We start from the raw sequence: 22,907 nt of genomic DNA on the forward strand, positions 1-22,907 counted from the left end.
CTCCCGGCGGTCGGACCCCCCACCGGCCGGGACCCGCGCGATACGGTGCGCGGCCGGTCCTGCCTACGGGTGATGCCCACGCCGAGTGATCCACAACCGGCGTCGAACGGCACAAAGGCGCTAAGGAAGTTACGGGAGTGGCGGCACCCGTCAACCCGTGCGCGTGAGCAGATCCCGTACGGCCTTCGTGACCTCCGCGGGCGCCTCCTCGGCCATGAAGTGACCGCAGGAGACGGTGGAGTGGCGCAGGTCGGTCGCCCAGGCGGCCCACCGCGCGGCGGCGTCGAAACCGAGGGCGGCGCCCCAGTCCTGCTGGAGGACGGTGACCGGCATCCGCAGGCGGTTTCCGGACTCGCGGTCGGCCAGATCGTGTACGACGTCGATGCCGGCGGAGGCACGGTAGTCGGCGACGATGGACGGCACCGCCTCGCGGGACGCTTTCAGGTACGCGGCGCGGATGTCGTCCGGGATGGCCAGTGTCTCGCCGTTCCGTGTCTGCGGGTTCTGGGTCCACTGGTCCAGGAAGTGGCCGAAGAACGCGTCCGGGGCCGCGCCGATGAGCTGTTCCGGCAGGCCGGGCGGCTGGGCCATGAGGTACAGGTGGAAGGCGACCGCCGCGGTCGTGCCGTGCAGGACGTCCCACATGTCCAGCGTGGGCAGGACGTCGAGCGAGGCGAGGTGGGTGACCGCGTCGGGGTGGTCGAGTCCGGCGCGGACGGCGACGAGCGCGCCTCGGTCGTGGCCGGCCAGGGCGAAGCGCTCGTGGCCCAGGGCGCGGGCGAGGGCGACGATGTCGGCGGCCATGGTGCGCTTGGAGTACGTCGACCCGGCGTTGGTTCCCGCGAGTTCGGTGGGTTCGGCGGGTTCGGCCGGCTTGTCGCTGGCGCCGTAGCCGCGCAGGTCGGGGCAGATGACGGTGTGATCGGCGGCGAGGTCGGTGGCCACGTGTCGCCACATCAGATGGGTCTGCGGGAAGCCGTGCAGGAGGACGACGGGGGTGCCGTCGGAGCCGCCGACGGCGACGTTGAGGGACACGTCGGTGGCGACGGGGATGCGGTGGTAGGCGAAGCCGGGGATGGTCGGAGGCTTGGTCGCGGGCGTGGCCGGGGGCATGGGTTTCTGCCTTTCGGAGGGGGCGGGGCAGGGACGACTTGAGCTTGCCGGGCGTGAATCAGCGGCGAATCAGCGCGCGTACGGTGGTGGCGTGGAGCAGCGGATCGACTTCGGGGTGCTCGGGGCCGTCGTGGCCGAGCGAGGCGGGGGATCGCTCGTGTTGAAGGGGCCGCGGCACCGGGCCGTGCTCGCCCGGCTGATCGTGGCCCGGCGGCGCGTCGTGTCCGTCGCCCGGCTGGTCGAAGACCTGTGGGAGGACCCGCCCCCGGGTGCCGTGGGGGCCGTACAGACCTTCGTCGGTGCGCTCCGCCGGGCGCTGGAACCGGAGCGGCCGCCGCGTGCACCGGCTCGGTTGCTGGTCACCGAGGGGCCCGGGTACGCGTTGCGTGTCCCGCCGGACGCGGTGGACGCGTGGCGTTTCGAGGCGGTCGTCGGGGATGCCGTGAAGTTGTCCGCCGAGGAGGCGCTCGGGGGGCTGGAGGAGGCGCTCGGGTGGTGGCGGGGGCCCGCGTACGCCGAGTTCGCGCACGAGCGCTGGGCTCGCGGGGAGCGGGCCCGGCTTTCCGAGCTTCGGCTTCAGGCCGTTGAGCGTCGTGCTGCGGTTCAGCTTGCGCTCGGGCGGGCGGCGGAGGCGGTGCCCGACCTTGATGCGCATGCCGCCGGGCATCCCTGGCGTGAGGACGCGTGGTGTCTGCTCGGCCTGGCGCTCTATCGGGCGGGGCGGCAGGCGGATGCGCTTGCGGTGCTGCGGCGGGCGCGGGTTGCGCTGGCGGACCGGCTGGGGCTGGATCCCGGGCCCGGGCTGCGGCGCCTGGAGGCGGACATCCTGGCGCAGGATCCGGGGTTGGAGGTGGGTGTTTTTTCGCCCCCGCCGCCCCTTCCCATTCCCGTCACTTGGGGGCTCCGCCCCCAAACCCCCGCTCCTCAAACGCCGGAGGGGCTGAAACCGGGCGGAGCCCGGAAGTACGGGACGGGTAGGGGCGGAGGGGGCGAAAAAACCCACGGCCCGCACCCGGGCGATGTCGCCGCGGAGCTCTGGACACGGGCCACCGCCGCCTACGACCGCGCCGCCGGTGCGGGGCCACGTGCGCGGCTGGAGTCGGCCGTCGGGCTGATGCGGAGCCTCGCGGTGACCGGCGGCGGTGGTCTGGAGGCCGCGCGTGAGCATCGTATGGCGGCCGTCGACGCGGCGGAGGAGTCCGGCGACGCGGAACTGACCGCCCGCGTGATCGGCGCGTACGACGTCCCCGCGATCTGGACGCGCGTCGACGATCCGGAACTGGCCGAGCGGCTCGTCGCGGCCGCCGAGCGCACCCTCGCGGCCCTGCCGCACGCCCCGGCGTACGACGCGGCGCGCTGCCGCCTGCTGGCCACGATCGCGCTGGAGATGCGCGGCACCCGTTCCCCTCGCGGACCGGAGGCCGCCCGCGAGGCGGAGGAGACCGCTCGCCGCCTCGACGACCCGGCGCTGCTGGCGTTCGCCCTCAACGGCACGTTCATGCAGTCCTTCGACTGCGCGGGACTCGCCCCGCGCCGTGACGAGATCGGCGCGGAACTGGTCGCCCTCTCCGCCCGTCACGGCCTGACCACCTTCGAAGTCCTGGGCCACCTCATCCGCCTCCAGGCCCGCAGCGCGCTCGCCGACTTCCCGACGGCGGACGAACACGCCGCCGCCGCGGACCGGCTGGCGGAGCGTCACGAACTGCCGCTGGTGGGTGTGTTCACCGAGTGGTACGGGGCGCTGCGGACGGCCGCGACCGGGAGACGGCGGGCGGACGCCGAGGCCGCCTATCGGGCCGCCGCCGCACGGCTGGACGGCGCCGGCATGCCGGGCCTGGAGCGCGGGCTCCTCCCCCTCGCGTCGCTGTGCCTGCGCGTGGCGCACCGGGCGCCGGCGACGGAGGTGGACCTGCGCGCGGACTGGGGCCCGTACCGCCCCTGGGCCGAGCCGCTCGCCCTCCTGGAGACCGGCCGCCGCACCGAGGCGGGCACGGCACTGCGCGCCCTGCCTGAGCCACCCCGGGACCTGCTGTACGAGGCGCTGTCCTGCCTGGAGGCCGCCGCCGCGCTCCGGCTCGGCGACCCTCTCGTACTGAGGCGGACCCACGCCCGACTCCTCCCGGCCGCCGCCGAACTCGCGGGCGCGGGCAGCGGGTTGATCAGCCTCGGCCCGGTGAAGCAGTGGCTCGCGGAGATCGCGACGGCACTGCGTTCTCCGGGCGCGGCGGCTGACGACGACTGAGCCCCGGCGCGGCTCAGGCCCCCGAGTCGATGAGGTGGAAGTCCTCGTAGTCGAAGCCGGGGGCCACGATGCAGCTGACCAGGACTTCCTGGTCCGTCGCCGGGCGGGCGGACTGCCAGATGCCGCCGGGTACGAGCGCCTGGGGGTGCTCGCCGGTTTCGATGCCGGGGCCGACGCGGACGACCGTGGGGTTCGGGTCGGGGGTGTCGGCGGCTCCTCCGAGGAGGAGTTCCAGGGGGCCGCCGCGGTGCCACAGCCAGATTTCGTCGGAGCGGACCTTGTGCCAGGCGGAGGTGTCTCCGGGGGCGAGGAGGAAGTAGATCGCGGTCGCGGCGGCGCGGGGGCCGGGGTAGCCGTCGGGGAGGAAGGTGTGGGTCGCCTTCCACGTCTCGATGAACCAGCCGCCCTCCGGGTGGGGCTGCATGCCGAGTGCGGCGGCCAACGCCGGTGTCTTGGAACGGGGTTCGGGTGTGGTCATTGCATGCGTCTACCACGCTGAGGGGAGCGGATCAACGTACGGCGGGCGTGTTCGGGTCACGCCGGATACGCGTGCGTCTGTGCCGCCTTCACCGTCGCCCAGACCGGCGCGCCCTGGTGCAGGTCGAGTTCGGCGGCGGCGACGGTGGTGAGGTCGGCGGCGAGGGGAAGTTCGCCGGTGAGGTCGGCGCGGATCTGGTCGCCGTGGGTTTCCAGGCCGCTGACCTCGCACCGCCAGAGGTTACGGGCGCTGGAGCCGGTGGGGCGGTCGCGGTAGAGGGTGACGGCGCTCGGGGGGAAGGCCACGAAGACGGGGCCGGTGAGGTCCTCGGTGGTCGTGATCGTCGTGATCGCCGAGCCAGCTTGGAGGTCGTCGAGGTCTTCGAGGTGGACCGTGTGGCCTTCCGCCCTGCCCTTGTAGAGGTTGAGGCCGACCAGCTGCGCGATGTAGTCGGTACGCGGATGGCGGGCGATGTCCGACGGGGTTCCGTCCTGGACTACCCGGCCGTCCTCGATGACGACCAGCCGGTCAGCCAGCACCATCGCGTCCAGCGGGTCGTGCGTCACCAGTACGGCCACCGCCTCGAAGTCGGCCAGATGGCGCCGGAGTTGGGCCCGTACGTCGAGGCGGGTGCGGGCGTCGAGGGCGGCGAGCGGTTCGTCGAGCAGGAGCAGCCGGGGGTGGGTGGCCAGCGCGCGGGCGACGGCGACGCGCTGGGCCTGGCCGCCGGACAGCCGGCGGGGTTTGGCGCCCGCGTGGTCGGCCAGGCCCATGCGGTCCAGCCATGCGGCGGCCTGGGCGCGGGCTTCCGCCTTCGGTACGCCCTGGCAGCGCGGCCCGAAGGCGACGTTGTCGAGTGCGGTGAGGTGCGGGAAGAGCAGGTAGTCCTGGAAGACCACGCCGACCGGGCGGGACTCGGGCGGCGTACGGTCCAAGTCGGCGCCGTCCAGGCGCAGATGCCCGCCGGCGGAGAGCGGGGTGAGCCCGGCGAGGGCGCGCAGCGCGGTGGTCTTTCCGGCGCCGTTCGGGCCGAGGAGCGCGACGACGTCGCCGGGGGCGGCGGTGAGCGGGACGTCGAGGTGGAAGGAGCCGCGGTCGACGACCAGGCGGGTGTCGAGCCCCTTGTCGGACGCCTCGGACGCCTCGGACGGCTCCGGCGGCTCCGACGCCTCGAACGGCTCGGACGCCGACGTCAGGGGTACGTCGGTCATGACACCCCCGTCATCCAGCGGTCCCGCAGCCCCGCGAGCACCGCGATCGACACCGCAAGGAGTACCAGGCTCAGCGCGATCGCGGCGGCCGGGTCGCTCTGGAGGGCGAGGTACACGGCCAGCGGCATGGTCTGCGTACGGCCGGGGAAGTTGCCCGCGAAGGTGATCGTCGCGCCGAACTCGCCGAGTGCGCGCGCCCAGGCCAGTACGGAACCCGCCGCGATGCCGGGCGCGATCAACGGCAGGGTGACCCGGCGGAACGCGGTGAAGCGGGAGGCGCCGAGGGTCGTCGCGGCCTCCTCGTAGCGCGGATCGGCGGCGCGCAGCGTGCCCTCCACGCTGATGACCAGGAACGGCATCGCCACGAACGTCTCCGCGACCACCACGCCCGCCGTGGTGAACGGCAGCGTGATCCCGAAGGCCGAGTCCAGCCACTGCCCGACGACGCCGTTGCGGCCGAGGGCCAGCAGCAGCGCGACACCGCCGACCACCGGGGGCAGTACGAGGGGCAGGGTGACCAGGGCTCGTACGAAACCGCGTCCCGGGAACTCGGTGCGGGCCAGCAGCCATGCGAGGGGCACGCCGAGGACCAGGCTCACCGCGGTGGCCGCCGTCGCCGTGAACAGCGACAACTGCAGGGCCTGCCAGACCTCGGGGCTGGTCAGCTGCTCCGGGAGGCTGCGCCAGGGCGCTCGTAGGAGGAGGGCGATCAGGGGGAGGAGCAGGAAGGCAAGTCCGACGAGGGCCGGCAGCAGGAGGGGAAGCGGCACTCCGCGCCGGAGACCCGGAACTCCACGCCGGACACCCGGCCCCCCGCCTCGGACACGCCGCCGCCGGGGCCCACCGGTCAAACGGTCGGCTCCGGCGGCGGACTTGTCGAGGGCGGGCTCGGTCACGGCTTGAGGAACCCCGCCGCCGTCAGCACCTTCTGGCCCTCGGCGGACTGCACCAGCGCGATGAACGCCTTCGCCGCAGCGGCGTTGGGCGCGTCCTTGAGGAGGGCGATCGGGTAGTCGTTGACGGCGTCGGCCGACTCGGGGAAGTCCACGCCCTCCACCTTGTCACCCGCCGCGTTCACATCGGTCTTGTAGACGACGGCGGCGTCGGCCTCCTTCAGCTCCACCTTCGTCAGGGCGCTCTTGACGTCCTGCTCGTAGGAGACCGGGGTGAGCTTGAGGCCGCTCGCGTCCAGCGCCTTCTGTGCGGCGGCGCCGCACGGGACGGTCTCGTCGCAGAGCACGACCTTGAGGCCGGACTTGGTGAGGTCCTTCAGGGAGGCGATCTTGTCGGGGTTGCCGGGCAGGGTCGCGATCTCCAGCTGGTTGCGCGCGAAGGTGGCCGGGGTGCCGGACGCGTCCTTCGCGTCCGTCACGATCGCCATCGTCTTGGGGCTCGCGGAGGCGAACACGTCGGCCGGGGCGCCCCCGGTGATGCTCGCGGCGAGGGTGTCGCTGCCGCCGAAGCTGAACGTCACCTTCGTACCGGGGTGGGCCTCCTCGAACTCCTTGCCCAGCGTCGTGAAGCTCTCCTGGAGCGAGGCGGCGGCGAAGACGGTCACCGTGCCGGTGAGCTCCGGGGAGGCGGAGGACGAGGTGTCGGACTTCACCGAGGAGTCGTCGGAGTCGGAGGAGGAGCAGGCGCTCAGGGCCAGCAGCGCGGCGGCACCGGCACCGGCCACTCGCAGGGTCCGGCGGGTCCGACGTGCGTAACGGGTCTTCACGGGGCTACTCCCTCTGACGCTTCAGATGAGCATGCTGGCACTTGAGGCGGGCATGCGCCGATCATACTGCCGCATATGCAAGGCATAAGTCTCCTGTCGCATCGCATGAGCTGCATGATTGCCGCAGGGTGCACGCATGTGCGTTTGTACGGGACCGCTGGGTGGGTACCGTCTTCCGGGAGGTGGTGCCCAGTGAGCCGGCCCCTGACGGAAACGCCCGCCCACGCCCCGGCGAAGCTCGCCCTGACCGGCGACGTCGCCCACCCGGCCCGGCTGACGGTGGCCGACCTGATGGCCTGGCCCCAGCACCGGGTGCGGGCCAGTTTCGAGTGCGCCACCAGCGGCGTACAACACCACCGCTTCGGGGGCCCGCTGCTGCACGACGTCCTCACCGACGCCGGACCCGGGTTCGACCCCGTCCGCCGCAAGGACCGGCTGCGCTTCCTCATCGCCGTGACGGGAACGGACGGCCACCACGCCCTCCTGACCTGGGCCGAGATCGACCCCGACTTCGCCCACGCCCCGGTCCTGCTCGCGGTCTCCATCGACGAAACCCCGCTCGACCTGGCGGGCCCCCAACTCGTCCTGCCCCAGGACCGCTGCGGCGCCCGGCACATCAGCGGCATCAACGCGATACGGGTGGACGGCGGCTACTCGTCCTGGCTTTCCGGCGACGACCTCGCCTGATCCTGCGCACCGGGCGTGACCTTCCAGCCCGTACGACCGCCTTGACCTGCGGGCCGTCCTGCTGTGCCGTTGGGAGAGTGCCGGCCGTGACAGGAGCGCCCGGCGTCTGCGACCCTGACCGGTCGGCGGGGATCCGCCTGCGGGACCCGGAAACAGGAGGTGACGCATGCTGTTGCGTCAGCTGGAGTACCTGGTCGCGCTCGCCCGTGAGCGGCACTTCGCGCGGGCGGCGGCCGCCTGTTTCGTGTCGCAGCCGTCGCTGTCCGCCGCCATCCGGCGTCTGGAGCACGAGCTGGACGTGCCGATCGTGCGGCGGGCCAGGCGGTACGAGGGGCTGACCCCGGAGGGCGAGGTCGTGCTCGCCTGGGCGCACCGCATCCTCGCCGAGCGGGACGCCCTGCGGCAGGAGCTGTCGGCGCTGCGCGGCGGCCTGACCGGCACCCTGCGCCTGGGCATCGTCCCCACCGCGCTGCCCGCCGCCTCCCTCCTCACCAACCCGTTCTGCGAGCGCCACCCGCAGGCCCGGGTCAGCCTGGAGTCGCTGTCCTCCGCGGAGATCACCCACGGTTTCGCCGAGTTCGAGCTGGACGCGGCGATGACGTATCTGGACGACGACGAGCTCCGTCACGTACGACGGTTTCCGCTGTACGAGGAGCGGTACGTGCTCCTCACCCCGGACGACGGCCCGCTGGCCACCGCGTCGACGGCGCGCTGGGCGGACGCGGCGGCCCTGCCCCTGTGTCTGCTGAACTCCCGGATGCGCAACCGCCGGATCATCGACGAGTGCTTCGCCGCCGACGGCGCGAGTGCCGAGCCCGCGATCGAGTCGGACAGCGTCGCCGGGCTGTACGCGCATCTGCCGGGCGGCCGCTGGTCGAGCGTGATCTCGCACGCGTGGCTGCACATGTTCGGCGTACCGGAGGGGATGCGGGTGGTGCCGCTGAAGGGTCCGGCGCACGGGCCGCGGGTGGGGCTCGTGGTGGCCGAGGGCGATCCGCAGTCCGTGCTCGCGGAGGCGCTGCTCAAGGTGGCGCGGGGCGCGGGCGTACGGGACTCGCTGGACGCGCTGCTCCACACCTACCTGGAGGCACCTGGCGTGGAGGAGTGAGATAGCCGCCGTCTATCCCGGCATAGCAAGGAACGCTTTGACCTGCGGAATCGACCCCGAGGATGGTGAAGGGACCTTCCGACAACGGAGTTGAGGAGAGCCGCGACATGGCCAAGGTGCTCTGCGTGCTGTACGACGACCCGACCGACGGATACCCCACGACGTACGCCCGTGACGACCTCCCCGTCATCGACCACTACCCGGGCGGCCAGACGACACCCACCCCCAAGGCGACCGACTTCACCCCCGGCCACCTGCTCGGCAGCGTGACCGGCGAACTGGGCCTGCGCCGCTTCCTGGAGGACCGCGGCCACACCCTCGTCGTCACCTCCGACAAGGACGGCGACGGCTCGGTCTTCGACCGGGAGCTGCCCGACGCGGACGTCGTGATCTCGCAGCCGTTCTGGCCGGCGTATCTGACCCCCGAACGCATCGCCGCCGCCAAGAACCTGAAACTGGCGGTCACGGCGGGCATCGGCTCCGACCACGTCGACCTCGACGCGGCCATCGCGCACGGCGTGACGGTCGCCGAGGTGACGTACTGCAACAGCATCAGCGTCGCCGAACACGTGGTGATGATGACGCTGTCGCTCGTACGGAACTACCTCCCCTCCCACCAGGTGGTCCTGGACGGCGGCTGGAACATCGCGGACTGCGTGGCCCGTTCGTACGACCTGGAGGGCATGCACGTCGGCACGGTCGCCGCCGGGCGGATCGGGCTCGCGGTGCTGCGCCGCCTCGCGCCCTTCGACGTGAAGCTGCACTACACGGACCGGTACCGGCTGCCGCGCGAGGTCGAGGAGGAGCTGGGGCTGACCTGGCACGAGAGCTCCCAGGAGATGGCCCCGCACTGCGACGTCGTCACCATCAACGCACCGCTGCACCCGGAGACGGAGGGCCTGTTCGGGGACGAGCTGCTCGGCGCGATGAAGCGCGGCGCGTATCTGATCAACACGGCGCGGGCGAAGATCGTGGACCGGGACGCGGTCGAACGGGCGCTGGTGAGCGGGCAGTTGGCCGGGTACGCGGGAGACGTCTGGTATCCGCAGCCCGCCCCGGCGGACCACCCCTGGCGCACCATGCCGCACCACGGGATGACCCCGCACATCTCGGGCTCCTCGCTCTCCGCGCAGGCCCGCTACGCGGCGGGCACCCGGGAGATCCTGGAGTCGTTCTTCGACGGCACCGCGATACGGGACGAGTACCTGATCGTCGACGGGGGCGCCCTTGCGGGGACGGGGGCGCACTCGTACTCGACGGCCGGCTGACGGACGTAAGCGGGCCTTAGGTGCGGTCGATGTGCACGTTGGTCGACTTCACCCTCGCCGTGGCCTCCATGCCGACCTCCAGGCCCAGTTCCTCGACCGCCTCCCGGGTGAGGAGGGAGACCAGCCGGTGCGGACCGGCCTGGATCTCCACCTGGGCGGCGACGTCGCCGAGCTTGACGGCGGTGACGATGCCGGCGAAGGCGTTGCGGACGGAGGTGTAGGAGGGGGCCTCCTCCTCGCCGCCGGTCTTCGCCAGCTCGACGGAGAACGCGGCCAGATCCCGGCCGTCGATGAGCCGCCGCCCACCGTCGTCCCGGTGGGTGGCCACCCGCCCGGCGTCCGCCCACCGCCGGGCGGTGTCCGGGCTCACGCCGAGCAGCCGGGCGGCCTGGCCGATTGTGTAGGACTGCATACGCGTCACGATACGTCGGGCCGCACCGGCCTCCGACCTCTACTGGACCCCGCGCCTGGCCTCCGGAACGGCGGGCGGGAGCTGGACGTCGGTGGTGACCTGGCCGCCCAGGGTCATGACGTTGAGGGTCGCGGAGTTCTCGTTGGCGATCGCCGTCTCCACACGGGCGACCAGCGTCCGGAACGCTTCCTTCTGCGAGAGGCCGGTGTAGGGGCCGATCTTGGTCTCGAAGTAGATGCGCTCGTGCACGAGGAGCTGTTCGGTCGAGCGGTAGTTCTTCCACTGCTCGCGGTAGCGGTACACGCTCTCCAGGGACACCGAGCCGACCACGACCAGGCTCAGCACGGTCGCGCCGAGCTTGGCGAACGACAGGTCGAGATTGACCAGGACCGGCACCAACGCGCCCCCGACGACGGACAGCGTCCGCATCCTGAGGTGCATGGCCTTCATCTTGACGGCTTTCCTGTCGTACCAGCCCCGGTACTGGTCGAGCCTGCTCTCCACATAGCCCTGCGCGGTGGCCGCCTCCGGCCCGGGGGTGGCGGGGTGCGCTTCGAGTAACGCGTCGTCGTGCTGGTCATCCGTCCCTGGCATGCGGGGAGTACATCGGTGACCTTGGGCACAGTCAAGCCCCGGCAGCGCGCGGAGCCGGTCCCGCAACCTGCGCCGGTTATGGTGTCGACGCGAATCGAACACAGAGCTACGGAGCTGCAGAGCAGCACAGGGCAAGTGGCACCAGGAGAGTCGGCGAGGGCGCGTTGTGTCGGACGAGGGGCGGCTGATCGCCGGGCGGTACCGGTTGGCGGAGCAGATCGGGCGCGGTGGCATGGGCACCGTGTGGCGGGCCGAGGACGAGGTGCTCAGCCGGCACGTCGCGCTGAAGCGGCTGCATGTCCAGCGGCACCTCTCCGACGACGAGCTCGCCACGCTCTACGAACGCACCCGCCGCGAGGCGCGCAGCGCCGCCCGGATCGCTCACCCCAACGTGGTTGTCGTCCATGACGTCGTGGACGACGAGGGGCTGCCCTGCATCGTCATGGAGTACGTGCCCTCGACCACCCTCGATGCGCTGCTCAAGGGCGGCGGTGCCGTCCCGCCCGGCGAGGCCGCCAGGGTCGGGCTCGGAATGGTCGCCGCTCTGCGGGCCGCGCACGCTGCCGGGGTGCTGCACCGCGACGTCAAGCCAGGCAACGTACTCCTCGGCGCCGACGGCCGAGTCGTCCTCACCGACTTCGGCATCGCCATGGCGAGCGGCACCTCGACGCTGACGAAGACCGGCGAGATCGTCGGGTCGATCGACTACATCGCACCCGAGCGGATGCGGGGCCGCAGGCCCGGACCCGCCGCCGACCTCTGGGCACTGGGCGCGACCCTGTATCAGGCCGTCGAGGGGCGGCCCCCGTTCCGCAAGGACACGGCGGTGGAGACGGCGTACTCGGTCGTCGCCGATCCGCTCGCACCGATGAAGCAGGCCGGGCCCCTGGAACCCCTCATCGAAGCGCTGCTGGCCAAGGACCCGGACGAGCGGCCGTCGGCGGAGGAGACGGAACGGGCGCTGCGGGCGGTGCCGCCGGTCGGGGCCGGGGAGGCGCCGACGCGGGCCCAGACGCATACCCAGGTGCAGGTGCCGCCCGGGTCCACTCGGCGGGAGCCCGCGCCGGCTCTGGCGCCGGCCAGGAAGAAGCGGCGCGCGTTCGCCTGGAGTGCGGCCGCCGTGACGCTGACCGCCGCCGTCGTGGCGGGCTGCGTCTACGTCATGTCGCGCGCCGAGAGCGACGGTGCGGGCAGCACCGCGCAGGGTACCGGCACCACCCCCGCGACAGCCGCCGCGTCCACCCCTCCCCCCGTCCCCAAGGGTTTCCACCTCGTCACGGACAAGACGCTGGGCGTCGCCTTCCCCGTCCCGGACGGCTGGAAGCGCGGCAACGCGTCGAGCGAACAGGTCGACTACGCCGACAAGTCGGGCCTGGCCGGCCTCACGATCGGCATGGTGGAACCCGCGGGCGCGAACCCCATGTCGCACTTCCTGACCATCGAGGCGAACACCAAGGTCAACTACCCCACGTCGTACCGGAAACTGCGCATGCAGCCCACCACGTTCCAGGGACTGCCCGCGGCCGTATGGGAGTTCACCTTCGAGGGACGGGTCCGGGGGTTCCGGGCCATCGACTTCGGCTTCGGGCAGGAGGGCGGCCGGGAGTACGACATCTATCTGTCGGCGCCCGAGAAGCAGTGGGACACTTACCGGCCTGTCTTCGACAAGGTCAAGGCGGGCTTCCGCACGCTCCGTTGAGGGTTTTCCGCCGAAGGGGCCGGTCCCGATGGACGACGACGTCACGCTGCACGGCCCGGCGAGCTGGGAGGGAAACCCGCACCGTTACGGCCCGGTCGAGCGGGTCGCCGTACTCTCCGACGTCCACGCCAACATCCCCGCCCTCGAAGCCGTGCTCGCCGAACCGGACGTCGTCGCAGCCGACTTCGTCGTACTCAACGGCGATCTGACCTGGGGACCGCAGCCGCAGGAGACGTACGAACTGATCGCCGCGCTCGGCGACCGCGCCCTGTGCGTACGGGGCAACTGCGACCGCTACGCCGCCGAGATCGGCACCGGCGTGCGGGTGGCCGACAATCCGCGGCAGGAGTGGATCGCCGCCCGACACCCGCCCGAAGCAATCGAGTTCCTCACTCACCTGTCCTTCGGAGTCGTCGTCGGGATCGACGGGCTGGGTCCGGTGCACTTCTGTCACGGCTCCCCGCGCAGCGACCACGAACTGGTCACGCCGGCAACGCCGTCCGAGCGGTTCGCGCGACTGTCCGCGGCGATCGACGCACGCGTCCTCGTCACCGGCCACTCGCACCTCCAGTTCGACCGCGCGGTGGCCGGCCTGCGCAGCGTCAACCCGGGAAGCGTCGGGCACCCGTACCACTCGGGCGAGCCGGGCACCGCGCACTGGGCGCTCCTCGGCCCCGACGTCCGGCTCAGGACCACCCGTTACGACGTCTCGGACGCCGTCACCCGCGCCCACCGGGCGGCCTACCCGGACGCGGAACGCTATGCCGCGACCCTGCTGACTCCGCCGGCTCCCGAGGAGATCGTCGAGGAGGCGGAGAGCCTGGTCTTCGTCAACTGAGGGGCTTCATGGGCCGGGAAGGGATGGCGCGGGAATGTCCGCGGTGTCGAAGTCGCCGGCGATGATCCGCGCGGCGAGGTCCGACAGACGCAGGTGACGGGCGCGCGCGTACGAGCGGAACGCGGTGAAGGCGTCGTCCACCGAGGTGTTCCAGCGTTCGGCCAGTACGCCCTTGACCTGTTCGACCAGGATGCGGCTGGTGAGCGCGTTCTCCAGCTGGCTCTTCTCGATGTGCGACTGTTCCAGCGTGCGCTGCTGGAGGATCGCGATGGTGGCCACGTCGGCCAGTGCCTGGGCGAGCGCGATGTCGTCGTCGCCGAGGCGGTGGGGCGCGGTCTGGAAGAGGTTGAGGGCGCCGACGACACGGTGGCGCAGGCGCAGCGGTAGCGCGTGGGTCATCACGTAACCCGTCTCCCGCGCGCGTGCGGCGAAGCGCGGCCAGTCCGCCGTCACGTCCTGGCGCGACAGGTCTATGTTCGTCCGGGCCGCACCGGTGCGGTAGCACTCGACGCACGGACCCTGGTCGTGCTGGAGCGCGAACAGCTCCAGCAGACGCGTGTGTTCGTCCGACGCGGCGATCAACTGCAGTTCGCCGTGCGCGTCGACGAGCAGGATCCCGGCCGCCGACACGTTCAGCAGTTCTACGCAGCGGGTGGACAGCCGTTGCAGCAGATCGAGGACGTCGAAGTCCTCGACGAGGGAGTCCGCCACCTCCACGAAGATCTCCACCAGGCGTCGTTCGCGGGCCATGCCGATCATCCCTCTCCACCGTCGGGCGAAAAAGGCCCGCTCGTGTCGTCCATATCGTCGTCGAAACGGAGCCTGCGGGCGACCACGTCGTCGGCCACCTCCCCGAGGGGACGCTCACTGCTGTAGGCGAAGGCCCGCAGGCGCAGCAGGGCGTCCGCCATCGACACCCCGGCCTGGACGCTGATCATGCCCGTGGCCTGGTGCACCTTCGCCCTGTGGAGTCCCGTCGGCCACGCCAGGAAAGCGCCCGGAGCCAGTGCGGATCCGCCCCCGCTCCGCCGCCGGTCCCCGTTGAGGAACGCGCCGGTCAGCGCGCCGGCCAGGGCCGTGGCATCCGTCCACTGCTGCTCGCTGATCCGCCGGTCCCCGTCGCTCAGCATGGTCAGTACGCCGATCCGGATGGCCCCGATGCTCAGCGGGAAGCAGCTCACACCGTGTACGCCCAGCTCCCGTGCCGACGGCAGCAGCGCGGGCCAGCGGTCGGGGCGCACCCGGTCCAGGTCCGGCTCCGAGACGGGGGCGCCCGTGCGGACCGCGTCCGGGCCCGGCCCCTCGCCCAGCGTGAACTGGAGCTCCTCGAAACGGGCGCTCACCCCGGGGTGGCACCAGAGCGGTTCGGGTGTCCGGCCGTCGCCCACGAGGAGCGACAGCGCGACGCCCTCGGCACGCAGCGCCCGCGCGCACGCCTCGGCGGGATTCCCGCGCCCGCCGAGGCGCAACGACCGCAGAACGTCGGCCATGCCGTCGCTGATCACCGGATCCCGTTCCGCCGCGGCCGGGGCTCCTCGGGGAGAGGCGCCCGGCGGCCTTCGCCGTGCGTACCTTACGCGGACAGGTCTCCCGCCACGCTGTACTGCTTCCGGGGATCGGCGGCCACTCCGCGCCGGGCGTCCTGGGCGGTCGCGTACCTGGGGAACCGCTCCTGGACGGCGGCGGCCCGGAACACCAGACCTATGCCCGGCCGCGTGTAGACGACGCGCGCCCACCCGAGCCGCTCGTGGCAGTCGTCCCACGCCGCGCACAGCGGGTCCAGGACGCTGCCGTCCATGAACGTGACGCGGCTCAGGTCCACGACGAGGAAGAGCCGCCCGCTGCCGTGGCGGACGTCTTCGAGGCCGCGGGTGAAGTCCGGCGCGGTCGTCAGATCCAGCTCGCCGTCGGCGCGGACCGTACGGCACTCGTCGTGCGGGTCGTGCAGGGCGTGCGGGTCGTGCCGGTCGGGATGCGGGCTCATGTGCCCCATCTCCTTTGTCTGCCTGCCGGATGGCTTTCGCCTTGCGCAGGGCCTCTGTTGCGCGGAACGGGACTGCACGGAGAGGGCCGGGGGCAGGGGCTGCCGCACACTCAGCGTACTGCTGTGGGGATGAGGGGAGCTCCTCGCTTCGGTATCTGTCGAGTGGGTGATCGAAGGGCCTTTTCCCGTCCGGTTACCGGCGGTTCAGGGTCGAAAGGCGTCCGGTCTCCGAAGTCCCCTTTGCCTGTGGGCGGGGTACGGTGGGCGAACCGAGGGCATGTCGTACGCCGGTGCTCGAGCCGGTCTCGTTCTCGGCGCAGGACGACGCCGGGCCGATCGTCGCCCGGGGCAGGTTCCGCCCTATGACCGCAGTTCGGTCCCTCCGCCGGTTCCTCGTCCTCGATGCCTCTGCTGCGCTTGATGTCTCTGATGCGTTCGACGGCTTCGATGTCCTTGACGGCTTCGAGGTGTTCGACGCCTTCTGCCAGTGAGCCTGTTCCGTCCCGCGTGCTGCGGTCCGCCGCGCACGAGCCACCGGCACGCCGAAGTCGTGCCCCCAGACAGGAGCGCTTCCATGGCCACCGCCGTCCAGCCGCTGCCCTCCCAGCCCCTCGTCCGTCTGAGCCTGCCGCCGCACAGCACCGTGCCCCGGCGCGTCGACGGGGCATGGTGGCCCCGCTCACGCGACCTGCTCGTCGAACTCCCGCTGCTGATAGGTGAGTTGCCCCGGGCGTGGGGGCAGATCACCGGCATATCCGTGAACTCGGAGATGTGGCACGCCTCGCCCGGCCGAATGCTCGTCGCCAACCATGTCGTACGGCTGCACCGGACCTCCGGGCCGCACGGCCGCCATGTCCTGAGGCTGCTCAGCGGCGCGGGCCGGGAGCGCCGGGACCTGCTGGTCGTACCGCCCGAGCTCGTCGCGGCGGACGCGGAGCCGCTGATGGCGGCCGTGGCGGCCGCCGAGGCCGGCGGCGTCCCCTCGCCCCGCTGAAACGCCGTGCTTGCCCAGCGCTTCAGCGAGCCCCGCTGAAACCACTCCCGCCAGGGCGGGATCACCGCAGCGGTCTGCGTATCCACACATCCCGAACAGCCGTTTCCCGCCCGGGAGTCGAGGCACCGGGGCCGAGTTCGCCGAGTTTCGACCAGCCCCAGGCGCGCAGGGTGCTCGCCGCCGCGTTCTCACGGGTGTAGCCCTCGGGGCGCTCCACGGCGGCGACGACGAGGTCCGCGCCGAGACGGAACAGCAGCCGCTCGCTCAGCCGCGTCGCGATGCCCTGGCGGCGGTGGGCGGGCAGCACCATCAGGCCGGCCAGCCGGAACGTGCGCCCCGAGACTGCGAGTTCCTCGATCTCCTTCGGCAGGTCGCCCCGGAAACCCGACCACCACTCGCCGGTACGGGCGAGCCGGAACCCGTAGGCGCAGCCGACGAGACCTCCCGCGTCGGCGACCGTCATGTCGAAGCCGGGCTGCTGCACATGCTGTTCGAACCGGCGCAGAAAGCCCTGGCGGTCGCGGTACTCGGCACCCGCCACACCGTCGTACGCCGTGACATGGACGTCCGCGACGGCGTCCCGCTGCTGCTCGGCCTGCCACCGTGACAGCCCGCGCAAGTACACCTCGGTCATTCGGGCCTCTCTGTCATACGGGCCTCTGCCAAAGGGATCTCCCCCGGCCGCGGGACGGTCACTCGTCACCAGCGCCCCGGCTCCGTGCCGACCATCGGTTCGGAGGGCTTGCCGTCCACGCCGACCGGGACGTCACCGGTGAGCATGACGCGGTGCATGACGCGCGGGAAGTCCAGGTGGGCCAGGTCGTTCGGGGCCAGGTGGATGGTGGCGCGGTTGTCCCAGAACGCCACGCTGCCCGGCTCCCACCGGAACCGCACGGTGTATTCGGGCCGGACCGCCTGTTCGAGCAGCATCTCCAGCAGGAGGCGGCTCTCCGCGCGGGACACGTCCTGGATCTGCTCGACGTAGTAGCCGTTGACGAACAGCACACGCTCACCCGTCTCCGGGTGCACCCGCACCAGCGGGTGGCTGGAGGCGACCTGCCGGTCCAGCAGATGCCGCATGTACGCGTCCTCGCCCGGCCGCGGCTGGTACCCGACCCCGAGCCGGTGCTCGGCGCGCAGCCCGTCGACGAACCGCCGCACGGGCTCCGACAGTCCCGCGTACGCCGCCGCCAGGTTGGACCACGTGGTGTCGCCGCCGTACGGGGGTACGGTCTCGGCGCGCAGGATGGTCGCGGCCGGCGGGTCGATCCTGGCGCCGTGGTCGCAGTGCCAGCCCCTCAGCAGGGTGTGGCGGCGCCGCTCCAGCCACTCGGCGTGCTCCATGCCGTACCGTCCGCCCAGCTCCAGCCGGTCGGCCGTCGTCTCGACCTGCGGGAACCCCTCCGGCGACGCGCTGCCGCGCTTTCCCAGCGTCACCGGCTCACCGAACCGCCGCGCGAACGCGACATGGGCCGCGTGATCCAGCCGCTGCCCCCGGAAGAACACCACCTTCCAGCGCAGCACCGCCGCCCGGATCACCGCGACCACCGCGTCGTCCAGCGGCCCGGCCGCCAGGTCGACCCCCGTGATCTCCGCGCCGATCAGCCCCGCGACCGGCTTCACCTCGACGCCCGCTACGCCCTCCACGCCGTCCGCGCCTTCGACACCGTCGTCTGCCGTCATCTGCGCTCCGTTGACCGTGAGTTCGACCCCGTCGAAAGAATCATGGACCGCCGCGCGGCCTTCAGTGGGCGGAAGGGCGGGTCCTGAGGAATTGCCCCGGCTCCTCGGGGCGCGTCTCGCGGGTCATCCGACCAGTGTCTCAGGGGGCGGCCGTAGCGTGAGGGTGAGAGTTTCGACGAGGAGACGAAGGCGGGTTCTGGAGGGCGCCCCGCGCGGCGGCACCCGCTGAGCGGCCAGACTCGGAACGAGTACGTCAGCCCCGGCCACCGAAGGAAGCCCATGACCACCATCGCCATCATCGGAGCGGGCCCCGGCCTCGGAGCCGCCGTAGCGCGGCGGTTCGGCCGGGAGGGCCACGACGTCGCCCTCGTCTCGCGCAACCGTGAACGCGTCGAGGCCCTCGCCGCCGACCTGACCGGCGCCAGCATCACGGCGCGCGGTTTCGCCGCCGACGTACGCGACCCGAAAGCCCTGGAAGCCGCCCTGGACGCCGCGGCAGCGACGCTGGGCCCGATCGAGATCCTGCAGTACAGCCCCATCCCGCACCGGGACTTCATGCGGCCGGTCCTCGAGACGGCCCCCGCCGACCTGGTGGGCCCGATCGAGTTCTCCCTGTACGGACCCGCCACCGCCGTCCGCCAGGTGCTGCCCTCCATGCGGTCGCTGGGCCGCGGCACCATCCTCTTCGTCAACGGCGGCACCGCCGTGGTCCCGCACCCCGACCGGGCGGGCACCTCGATCGCCTTCGCCGCCGAGAGCGCCTACGGCCACCTGCTGCACGACACGCTCGCCGGCGACGGCATCCACGTGGCGCAGCTCATCATCCCGGGCGCGATCATCTCGGGCCACGACAGAAAGGACCCCGCCAAGCTCGCGGACACCTTGTGGGGCCTCCACCGGGAGCGGCACGGGTTCCGGCACTACGCGGACGACCTCGACAGCTGATCCCGACCGTCACGGAGGGGGATCAGGACCGCTGCGCGCGGGGCACGAGCCGCATCGTCGTGGCGGAGGCCTCGGGGCTGGTGATGGACGCGATGATGTTCGCGGCGTAGTGGCCGTACTTGGCGCGGTACGCGGCGTCGACCCGGTCGTCGACCTCGGCTTCGGCGTCCACGAAGGTGACGTCCTTCTCGACCCCGCCGGCCTGGATACGGCCCTCCTGGCGGACGCGGGTGCCGCGGAACCACGCGGAGGTGGACCCGTTCACGGACCGTACGAAGATGTCGTCGCCCAGGCGGACCACCCAGATGGTGCGCCAACTGCTGAGCGAGCCGTCGCGCCGCAGGGACGCGATCCGCAGCTCCTCCGCCGCCTCGATGCCGTCGAGCTCGTCACTCGTCCACGTCGTCATCCGGATGTCTCCCTCGGGGTACGGGTTCCGGACTCAGGCTGACCGCCGTGATCGCGGGCGGCAACCGCACGGCGGTCGGCGGGGTGTGCCACCCCGTGTCGAGCGGGAGGTGCCGGTCGTCGCCGGCGGAAGTGCGCTCAAGCGCTCAGCTGGAACCGTTGGAGGCTTCCTTCGCGGCGCGGCGGTACTCGGCGTTGATGCGCTGTGCTTCCTCGAGCTGGTCCTCGAGGATGACGATGCGGCAGGCGGCCTCGACCGGGGTTCCCTTGTCGACCAGCTCGCGGGCGCGCGCGGCGATCCGCAGCTGGTAGCGGGAGTACCGCCGGTGCCCGCCCTCGGAGCGGAGCGGAGTGATCAGCCTGGCGTCGCCGATGGCCCGGAGGAAACCGGGCGTGGTGCCGAGCATCTCGGCGGCCCGGCCCATCGTGTACGCGGGGTAGTCGTCGTCGTCCAGACGGCCACTGAGCGGAGTATCTGCTGTCATTTCACCTCGATGTGCAACGCGTCGAGGGGCCCTGGTGCCGTACGGCACCAGGGCCCCGAAGGAAATTCAACACCATCGGTCGGCTCTACTGCTGCGCCGACCTTCTGTTTCCGCTGCCCGGCCTGAGAGAAGGACGGGACTGCGAGGATCGCGGATGCTTGACCGGGGACCACCTTCCATTCCGGGGTCTGGCGGTACCCGGACCGGATACATCTCGGTCCGGGCGATCCTGATGGCGTCTGCTCCTCCGTCCTTCCACTGAGTCGATCATTGGCTATGAAAGAAACCTTAGCCACGACACCAAGCAATGTCTACTCTGGCGAACATAGATTTCAGAGCCCTAGAGGCGTAAATATTCTGCGCTCCCCGGGAGTGGGAGGTGTGGCCGGACGGGCCGCTGAATAGAATCGGCTCCCATGTCGAACCCTGACGAGCTGCTCGTTGACATCTCCGCCATGGTGGAGTCCGGGCAAAGCAATCAGATGTCGCTCACCGTGGTGGCCGGCGGCGCCGTCATCACCGGCCGGCTGGCTCCCGAAGCCGTGTGGAGGGAGCGCGTGTCGGAGGTCCTCAAGGACTCGGACCTCCTCGGCCCGTTCTCCGACATCTTCACCGCGGACCGGCCGGCGGAAGGACGCCCCGACCCCGCTGCGGCACCCACCCACCTGCACTTCCACCTCGCCCGGATCCTGCAGGGCAACGTGGGGATCCCCGAGACGGGCGGGATGTACCGCGTCGCGATCCAGGACGTCAGCGCCTGGACCGTGGGCGACTTCAGCTACTCCGACGGCTGAGGCGATCGAGGCGATCGACAACCGACAACCCGTTGAAACGCGATAAACGCGATGAGGGCCCTGCCGACGCGCGTCGGCAGGGCCCTCATCGCTGTACTGGTGGAGCGGCGTACTGGTGTGGCGGCTTTCGCCGACCGTTCCTCAGACTTCCAGGGGCGCGGGGCTGCCGAGCATCGCCGACGCGTTCTGGAGCGGCGTGAGGGCGGGCGCGGGCGGTGCGGCGGGCGCGAGCGCGCTGTCGGTGCGGCAGGTGAAGCCGAGGCGGGCCATGGCGCGGGTGACCTCTCCGCCGGTGAAGTCGCGGCGGTCCTGCCGGGTGATGACCTCGCCGACCTGCTTCACGGGGTAGTGGCAGCGGCCGATGATCACGGAATCACCTGTGATCGGCTCGGGCTTGATGCCCTTCATCGAGTCGAGCACCCCGCTCTTGGTGAGGTCGAACGGGAAGCGGGCGATGACACAGCGCATGATGCCTCACAGGGGAGGGAGGAGGGGAGGGGACAACGGGCTTCCGCCCACCGGGATTTCACCGGCACCGCTATGCCGCCGGGTTGACGGCGGGACGCCGGGACCCGGTGCGACCGCGACGTCCGCGGGACGAGGACGACGAGGACGACGACGAGGCGGAGCGCCGGGGCCGCTCCACGACCGGCGCCTTGATGACGACCGGGATGCCCGAGGGGGCCTGAGCGCCCGTGATGCGGCTCAGCTCCGCCTCGCCCGAACGTACTTGGGTGTTCTGCGGGGTGATTCCGGCGGCGACCATGAGCCGGCTCATCTCGCGGCGCTGGTTGGGCGTCACCAGGGTGACGACGCTGCCCGACTCGCCGGCGCGGGCCGTACGTCCGCCGCGGTGCAGGTAGTCCTTGGGGTCGGTGGGCGGATCCACGTTGACGACCAGGTCGAGGTTGTCGACATGGATCCCGCGCGCCGCGACGTTGGTCGCGACCAGCACCGTCACATGCCCGGTCTTGAACTGGGCCAGCGTCCGCGTGCGCTGCGGCTGCGACTTGCCGCCGTGCAGGGCGGCGGCGCGGACACCGCTGCTCAGCAGGTGCTCGGTCAGCCGGTCCACCGCGTGCTTGGTGTCCAGGAACATGAGCACCCGGCCCTCGCGCGCCGCGATCTCGGTGGTCGTCCGGTGCTTGTCCGCGCCGTGCACGTGCAGGACGTGGTGCTCCATGGTGGTGACCGCGCCCTTGGACGGGTCGACCGAGTGGACCACCGGGTCGGTCAGGTAGCGCCGGACCAGCAGGTCGACGTTGCGGTCCAGGGTGGCGGAGAACAGCATCCGCTGCCCCTCGGGGCGCACCTGGTCGAGCAGCGCGGTGACCTGGGGCATGAAGCCCATGTCGGCCATCTGGTCGGCCTCGTCGAGGACGGTGATGGCGACCTGGTTCAGCCGGCACTCGCCACGGTCGATGAGGTCCTTGAGCCGGCCCGGCGTCGCGACGACGACCTCGGCCCCGGCCCGCAGCGCACCGGCCTGCCTGCCGATCGACATCCCGCCGACGACGGTGGCCAGCCGCAGCCGCACGGCGCGGGCGTACGGGGTGAGCGCGTCGGTGACCTGCTGGGCGAGCTCGCGGGTGGGGACGAGGACGAGCGCCAGCGGCTGCCTCGGCTCGGCGCGCTGACCGGCCGTACGGGCCAGCAGCGCGAGGCCGAAGGCGAGGGTCTTGCCCGAGCCGGTACGGCCGCGGCCGAGTACGTCACGGCCCGCGAGGGAGTTCGGCAGGGTCGCCGCCTGGATCGGGAACGGCTCGGTCACACCTTGCTGACCGAGCGCGGCCAGCAACGGCGCCGCCATGTCGAGATCGGCGAACGCCTCGACGGCGGGAAGCGCCGGGGTGATCGTCTTCGGCGGAGCGAACTCGCCCTGCGGCGCGGCCGGTCGGCGTCCGTAACCGGCGCTGCGGCCCGGAGCGCCGGAGCGGCCGCCGCTCCTGCCCGAGCCGGAGCCTCCGGAGCCGTATCCGCCGGAGCCGGAGCGGCCGGAACTGCCGGAACCTCCGGTGCGGGTGCGGGAGAAACGATCGTTCGAGCGGCTGCTTGTGCGGTCGCGGTTCATGCGGAACCTTCCTTGATATGGCGCGTATCAAGGAATTCCCGCAGCAAATGAGCAGCGCAGAGAATCGCAAGAACGGGCCGAAGACAATGCGGAACCGAATCGGTCGGACTCGGTCGGCGATAAATACTCACGGGATACGGCGCCGAGAAAATCGGCGGGATCCCGGCAGTGAT

Annotated in this window: 26 protein-coding genes; 10 read left to right on the forward strand and 16 right to left on the reverse strand. The window is 71.7% G+C overall.

The window, feature by feature from the left end:
* Nucleotides 1–150 precede the first annotated feature (150 nt).
* Nucleotides 151–1,113, reverse strand: coding sequence for an alpha/beta fold hydrolase (locus OG219_RS24800; protein WP_266829950.1), 963 nt, complete (start codon nt 1,111–1,113; stop codon nt 151–153).
* A gap of 91 nt (nt 1,114–1,204) precedes the next feature.
* Between OG219_RS24800 and OG219_RS24805 the strand changes: the two genes are divergently transcribed.
* Nucleotides 1,205–3,355 carry a BTAD domain-containing putative transcriptional regulator gene (locus tag OG219_RS24805; RefSeq protein ID WP_266829952.1) on the forward strand — a complete coding sequence of 717 codons (2,151 nt, stop codon included), beginning with the start codon at nt 1,205–1,207 and terminating at the stop codon, nt 3,353–3,355.
* Between the two features lie 13 nt (nt 3,356–3,368).
* Here the strand turns inward: OG219_RS24805 and OG219_RS24810 are convergent, their stop codons facing one another.
* Genes OG219_RS24810 through modA form a run of 4 tightly spaced genes read right to left on the reverse strand, consistent with a single transcriptional unit; the run spans nt 3,369 to nt 6,764 of the window.
* Nucleotides 3,369–3,833 carry a cupin domain-containing protein gene (locus tag OG219_RS24810; RefSeq protein WP_266829954.1) on the reverse strand — a complete coding sequence of 155 codons (465 nt, stop codon included), beginning with the start codon at nt 3,831–3,833 and terminating at the stop codon, nt 3,369–3,371.
* A 56-nt stretch (nt 3,834–3,889) separates the two neighbouring features.
* Nucleotides 3,890–5,044, reverse strand: coding sequence for an ABC transporter ATP-binding protein (locus OG219_RS24815; RefSeq protein WP_266829957.1), 1,155 nt, complete (start codon nt 5,042–5,044; stop codon nt 3,890–3,892).
* A complete protein-coding gene (locus OG219_RS24820; RefSeq protein ID WP_266829959.1) occupies nt 5,041–5,940 on the reverse strand; it encodes an ABC transporter permease in 900 nt (299 codons plus the stop codon). The genes OG219_RS24815 and OG219_RS24820 overlap by 4 nt, the downstream gene beginning before the upstream one ends.
* Complete coding sequence (gene modA / locus OG219_RS24825) at nt 5,937–6,764, reverse strand: molybdate ABC transporter substrate-binding protein (RefSeq protein WP_266829961.1); 828 nt, start codon at nt 6,762–6,764, stop codon at nt 5,937–5,939. The genes OG219_RS24820 and modA overlap by 4 nt, the downstream gene beginning before the upstream one ends.
* 192 nt (nt 6,765–6,956) lie before the next feature.
* Here modA and OG219_RS24830 point away from each other — a divergent pair, with 192 nt between their 5' ends.
* The 3 genes from OG219_RS24830 to OG219_RS24840 all read left to right on the forward strand — a co-directional run bounded on the left by OG219_RS24830 (nt 6,957) and on the right by OG219_RS24840 (nt 9,827).
* Entirely contained in the window at nt 6,957–7,451 is a 495-nt protein-coding gene (locus OG219_RS24830; RefSeq protein ID WP_266829963.1) for a molybdopterin-dependent oxidoreductase, read from the forward strand.
* Between the two features lie 166 nt (nt 7,452–7,617).
* Complete coding sequence (locus tag OG219_RS24835; protein ID WP_266829965.1) at nt 7,618–8,559, forward strand: LysR family transcriptional regulator; 942 nt, start codon at nt 7,618–7,620, stop codon at nt 8,557–8,559.
* A 107-nt stretch (nt 8,560–8,666) separates the two neighbouring features.
* The gene (locus OG219_RS24840; protein WP_266829968.1) at nt 8,667–9,827 is read left to right on the forward strand and encodes an NAD-dependent formate dehydrogenase; all 1,161 of its coding nucleotides are present in this window, start codon (nt 8,667–8,669) and stop codon (nt 9,825–9,827) included.
* Nucleotides 9,828–9,843: 16 nt separating this feature from the next.
* On the opposite strand, the gene OG219_RS24845 is transcribed toward OG219_RS24840, so the two are convergent.
* Nucleotides 9,844–10,239 carry a molybdopterin-binding protein gene (locus OG219_RS24845; RefSeq protein ID WP_266829970.1) on the reverse strand — a complete coding sequence of 132 codons (396 nt, stop codon included), beginning with the start codon at nt 10,237–10,239 and terminating at the stop codon, nt 9,844–9,846.
* A 39-nt stretch (nt 10,240–10,278) separates the two neighbouring features.
* Nucleotides 10,279–10,833 carry a DUF4231 domain-containing protein gene (locus tag OG219_RS24850; RefSeq protein WP_266829972.1) on the reverse strand — a complete coding sequence of 185 codons (555 nt, stop codon included), beginning with the start codon at nt 10,831–10,833 and terminating at the stop codon, nt 10,279–10,281.
* A gap of 166 nt (nt 10,834–10,999) precedes the next feature.
* Between OG219_RS24850 and OG219_RS24855 the strand changes: the two genes are divergently transcribed.
* Both OG219_RS24855 and OG219_RS24860 read left to right on the forward strand, forming a co-directional pair.
* The gene (locus OG219_RS24855; protein ID WP_266829974.1) at nt 11,000–12,532 is read left to right on the forward strand and encodes a serine/threonine-protein kinase; all 1,533 of its coding nucleotides are present in this window, start codon (nt 11,000–11,002) and stop codon (nt 12,530–12,532) included.
* 28 nt (nt 12,533–12,560) lie between these two features.
* Entirely contained in the window at nt 12,561–13,370 is an 810-nt protein-coding gene (locus tag OG219_RS24860) for a metallophosphoesterase (RefSeq protein ID WP_266829976.1), read from the forward strand.
* Nucleotides 13,371–13,376: 6 nt separating this feature from the next.
* On the opposite strand, the gene OG219_RS24865 is transcribed toward OG219_RS24860, so the two are convergent.
* From OG219_RS24865 to OG219_RS24875, 3 genes are all read right to left on the reverse strand, one after another.
* Entirely contained in the window at nt 13,377–14,129 is a 753-nt protein-coding gene (locus OG219_RS24865) for a GAF and ANTAR domain-containing protein (RefSeq protein WP_266829979.1), read from the reverse strand.
* Nucleotides 14,126–14,860, reverse strand: coding sequence for an ANTAR domain-containing protein (locus OG219_RS24870; RefSeq protein WP_266829981.1), 735 nt, complete (start codon nt 14,858–14,860; stop codon nt 14,126–14,128). The genes OG219_RS24865 and OG219_RS24870 overlap by 4 nt, the downstream gene beginning before the upstream one ends.
* A gap of 83 nt (nt 14,861–14,943) precedes the next feature.
* Nucleotides 14,944–15,354, reverse strand: a complete 411-nt coding sequence (locus OG219_RS24875; RefSeq protein WP_266829983.1) for an STAS domain-containing protein — start codon at nt 15,352–15,354, stop codon at nt 14,944–14,946.
* A gap of 290 nt (nt 15,355–15,644) precedes the next feature.
* Here OG219_RS24875 and OG219_RS24880 point away from each other — a divergent pair, with 290 nt between their 5' ends.
* Nucleotides 15,645–15,845 carry a hypothetical protein gene (locus OG219_RS24880; RefSeq protein ID WP_266829985.1) on the forward strand — a complete coding sequence of 67 codons (201 nt, stop codon included), beginning with the start codon at nt 15,645–15,647 and terminating at the stop codon, nt 15,843–15,845.
* 83 nt (nt 15,846–15,928) lie between these two features.
* Nucleotides 15,929–16,348 carry a DUF5994 family protein gene (locus OG219_RS24885; RefSeq protein WP_266829987.1) on the forward strand — a complete coding sequence of 140 codons (420 nt, stop codon included), beginning with the start codon at nt 15,929–15,931 and terminating at the stop codon, nt 16,346–16,348.
* 61 nt (nt 16,349–16,409) lie between these two features.
* On the opposite strand, the gene OG219_RS24890 is transcribed toward OG219_RS24885, so the two are convergent.
* Together OG219_RS24890 and OG219_RS24895 are read right to left on the reverse strand one after the other, a co-directional pair.
* The gene (locus OG219_RS24890) at nt 16,410–16,982 is read right to left on the reverse strand and encodes a GNAT family N-acetyltransferase (protein ID WP_266829989.1); all 573 of its coding nucleotides are present in this window, start codon (nt 16,980–16,982) and stop codon (nt 16,410–16,412) included.
* Between the two features lie 65 nt (nt 16,983–17,047).
* Nucleotides 17,048–18,031, reverse strand: a complete 984-nt coding sequence (locus OG219_RS24895) for a TauD/TfdA family dioxygenase (protein WP_266829991.1) — start codon at nt 18,029–18,031, stop codon at nt 17,048–17,050.
* A 279-nt stretch (nt 18,032–18,310) separates the two neighbouring features.
* On the opposite strand from OG219_RS24895, the gene OG219_RS24900 reads away from it, so the two are divergent.
* Nucleotides 18,311–18,976: an SDR family NAD(P)-dependent oxidoreductase gene (locus OG219_RS24900; protein ID WP_266829993.1), complete on the forward strand. Its 666-nt coding sequence runs from the start codon at nt 18,311–18,313 to the stop codon at nt 18,974–18,976.
* Between the two features lie 22 nt (nt 18,977–18,998).
* Here OG219_RS24900 and OG219_RS24905 read toward each other — a convergent pair whose 3' ends face one another.
* Complete coding sequence (locus tag OG219_RS24905; RefSeq protein ID WP_266829995.1) at nt 18,999–19,385, reverse strand: DUF2255 family protein; 387 nt, start codon at nt 19,383–19,385, stop codon at nt 18,999–19,001.
* A gap of 145 nt (nt 19,386–19,530) precedes the next feature.
* Nucleotides 19,531–19,869, reverse strand: coding sequence for a MerR family transcriptional regulator (locus tag OG219_RS24910; protein ID WP_266829997.1), 339 nt, complete (start codon nt 19,867–19,869; stop codon nt 19,531–19,533).
* 416 nt (nt 19,870–20,285) lie between these two features.
* On the opposite strand from OG219_RS24910, the gene OG219_RS24915 reads away from it, so the two are divergent.
* Complete coding sequence (locus tag OG219_RS24915) at nt 20,286–20,663, forward strand: hypothetical protein (RefSeq protein WP_266829999.1); 378 nt, start codon at nt 20,286–20,288, stop codon at nt 20,661–20,663.
* Between the two features lie 141 nt (nt 20,664–20,804).
* On the opposite strand, the gene OG219_RS24920 is transcribed toward OG219_RS24915, so the two are convergent.
* Entirely contained in the window at nt 20,805–21,131 is a 327-nt protein-coding gene (locus OG219_RS24920; protein ID WP_266830001.1) for an SCO5918 family protein, read from the reverse strand.
* 70 nt (nt 21,132–21,201) lie between these two features.
* On the reverse strand, nt 21,202–22,734 hold the full coding sequence (locus OG219_RS24925; RefSeq protein ID WP_266830003.1) for a DEAD/DEAH box helicase: 1,533 nt from the start codon (nt 22,732–22,734) through the stop codon (nt 21,202–21,204).
* Nucleotides 22,735–22,907: the final 173 nt, after the last annotated feature.

This window comes from Streptomyces sp. NBC_00038, from assembly GCF_026343635.1.
In the GTDB taxonomy this organism is placed as follows: Bacteria; Actinomycetota; Actinomycetes; order Streptomycetales; family Streptomycetaceae; genus Streptomyces.

Bases quoted from the DNA above. Each gene is read 5' to 3' on its own strand.
- OG219_RS24800 (WP_266829950.1), bottom strand. From the start codon at position 1,113: ATGCCCCCGGCCACGCCCGCGACCAAGCCTCCGACCATCCCCGGCTTC.
- OG219_RS24810 (WP_266829954.1), bottom strand. From the start codon at position 3,833: ATGACCACACCCGAACCCCGTTCCAAGACACCGGCGTTGGCCGCCGCA.
- OG219_RS24815 (WP_266829957.1), bottom strand. From the start codon at position 5,044: ATGACCGACGTACCCCTGACGTCGGCGTCCGAGCCGTTCGAGGCGTCG.
- OG219_RS24835 (WP_266829965.1), top strand. From the start codon at position 7,618: ATGCTGTTGCGTCAGCTGGAGTACCTGGTCGCGCTCGCCCGTGAGCGG.
- OG219_RS24840 (WP_266829968.1), top strand. From the start codon at position 8,667: ATGGCCAAGGTGCTCTGCGTGCTGTACGACGACCCGACCGACGGATAC.
- OG219_RS24845 (WP_266829970.1), bottom strand. From the start codon at position 10,239: ATGCAGTCCTACACAATCGGCCAGGCCGCCCGGCTGCTCGGCGTGAGC.
- OG219_RS24850 (WP_266829972.1), bottom strand. From the start codon at position 10,833: ATGCCAGGGACGGATGACCAGCACGACGACGCGTTACTCGAAGCGCAC.
- OG219_RS24860 (WP_266829976.1), top strand. From the start codon at position 12,561: ATGGACGACGACGTCACGCTGCACGGCCCGGCGAGCTGGGAGGGAAAC.
- OG219_RS24865 (WP_266829979.1), bottom strand. From the start codon at position 14,129: ATGATCGGCATGGCCCGCGAACGACGCCTGGTGGAGATCTTCGTGGAG.
- OG219_RS24870 (WP_266829981.1), bottom strand. From the start codon at position 14,860: ATGGCCGACGTTCTGCGGTCGTTGCGCCTCGGCGGGCGCGGGAATCCC.
- OG219_RS24875 (WP_266829983.1), bottom strand. From the start codon at position 15,354: ATGAGCCCGCATCCCGACCGGCACGACCCGCACGCCCTGCACGACCCG.
- OG219_RS24885 (WP_266829987.1), top strand. From the start codon at position 15,929: ATGGCCACCGCCGTCCAGCCGCTGCCCTCCCAGCCCCTCGTCCGTCTG.
- OG219_RS24890 (WP_266829989.1), bottom strand. From the start codon at position 16,982: ATGACCGAGGTGTACTTGCGCGGGCTGTCACGGTGGCAGGCCGAGCAG.
- OG219_RS24895 (WP_266829991.1), bottom strand. From the start codon at position 18,031: ATGACGGCAGACGACGGTGTCGAAGGCGCGGACGGCGTGGAGGGCGTA.
- OG219_RS24900 (WP_266829993.1), top strand. From the start codon at position 18,311: ATGACCACCATCGCCATCATCGGAGCGGGCCCCGGCCTCGGAGCCGCC.
- OG219_RS24905 (WP_266829995.1), bottom strand. From the start codon at position 19,385: ATGACGACGTGGACGAGTGACGAGCTCGACGGCATCGAGGCGGCGGAG.
- OG219_RS24910 (WP_266829997.1), bottom strand. From the start codon at position 19,869: ATGACAGCAGATACTCCGCTCAGTGGCCGTCTGGACGACGACGACTAC.
- OG219_RS24915 (WP_266829999.1), top strand. From the start codon at position 20,286: ATGTCGAACCCTGACGAGCTGCTCGTTGACATCTCCGCCATGGTGGAG.
- OG219_RS24920 (WP_266830001.1), bottom strand. From the start codon at position 21,131: ATGCGCTGTGTCATCGCCCGCTTCCCGTTCGACCTCACCAAGAGCGGG.
- OG219_RS24925 (WP_266830003.1), bottom strand. From the start codon at position 22,734: ATGAACCGCGACCGCACAAGCAGCCGCTCGAACGATCGTTTCTCCCGC.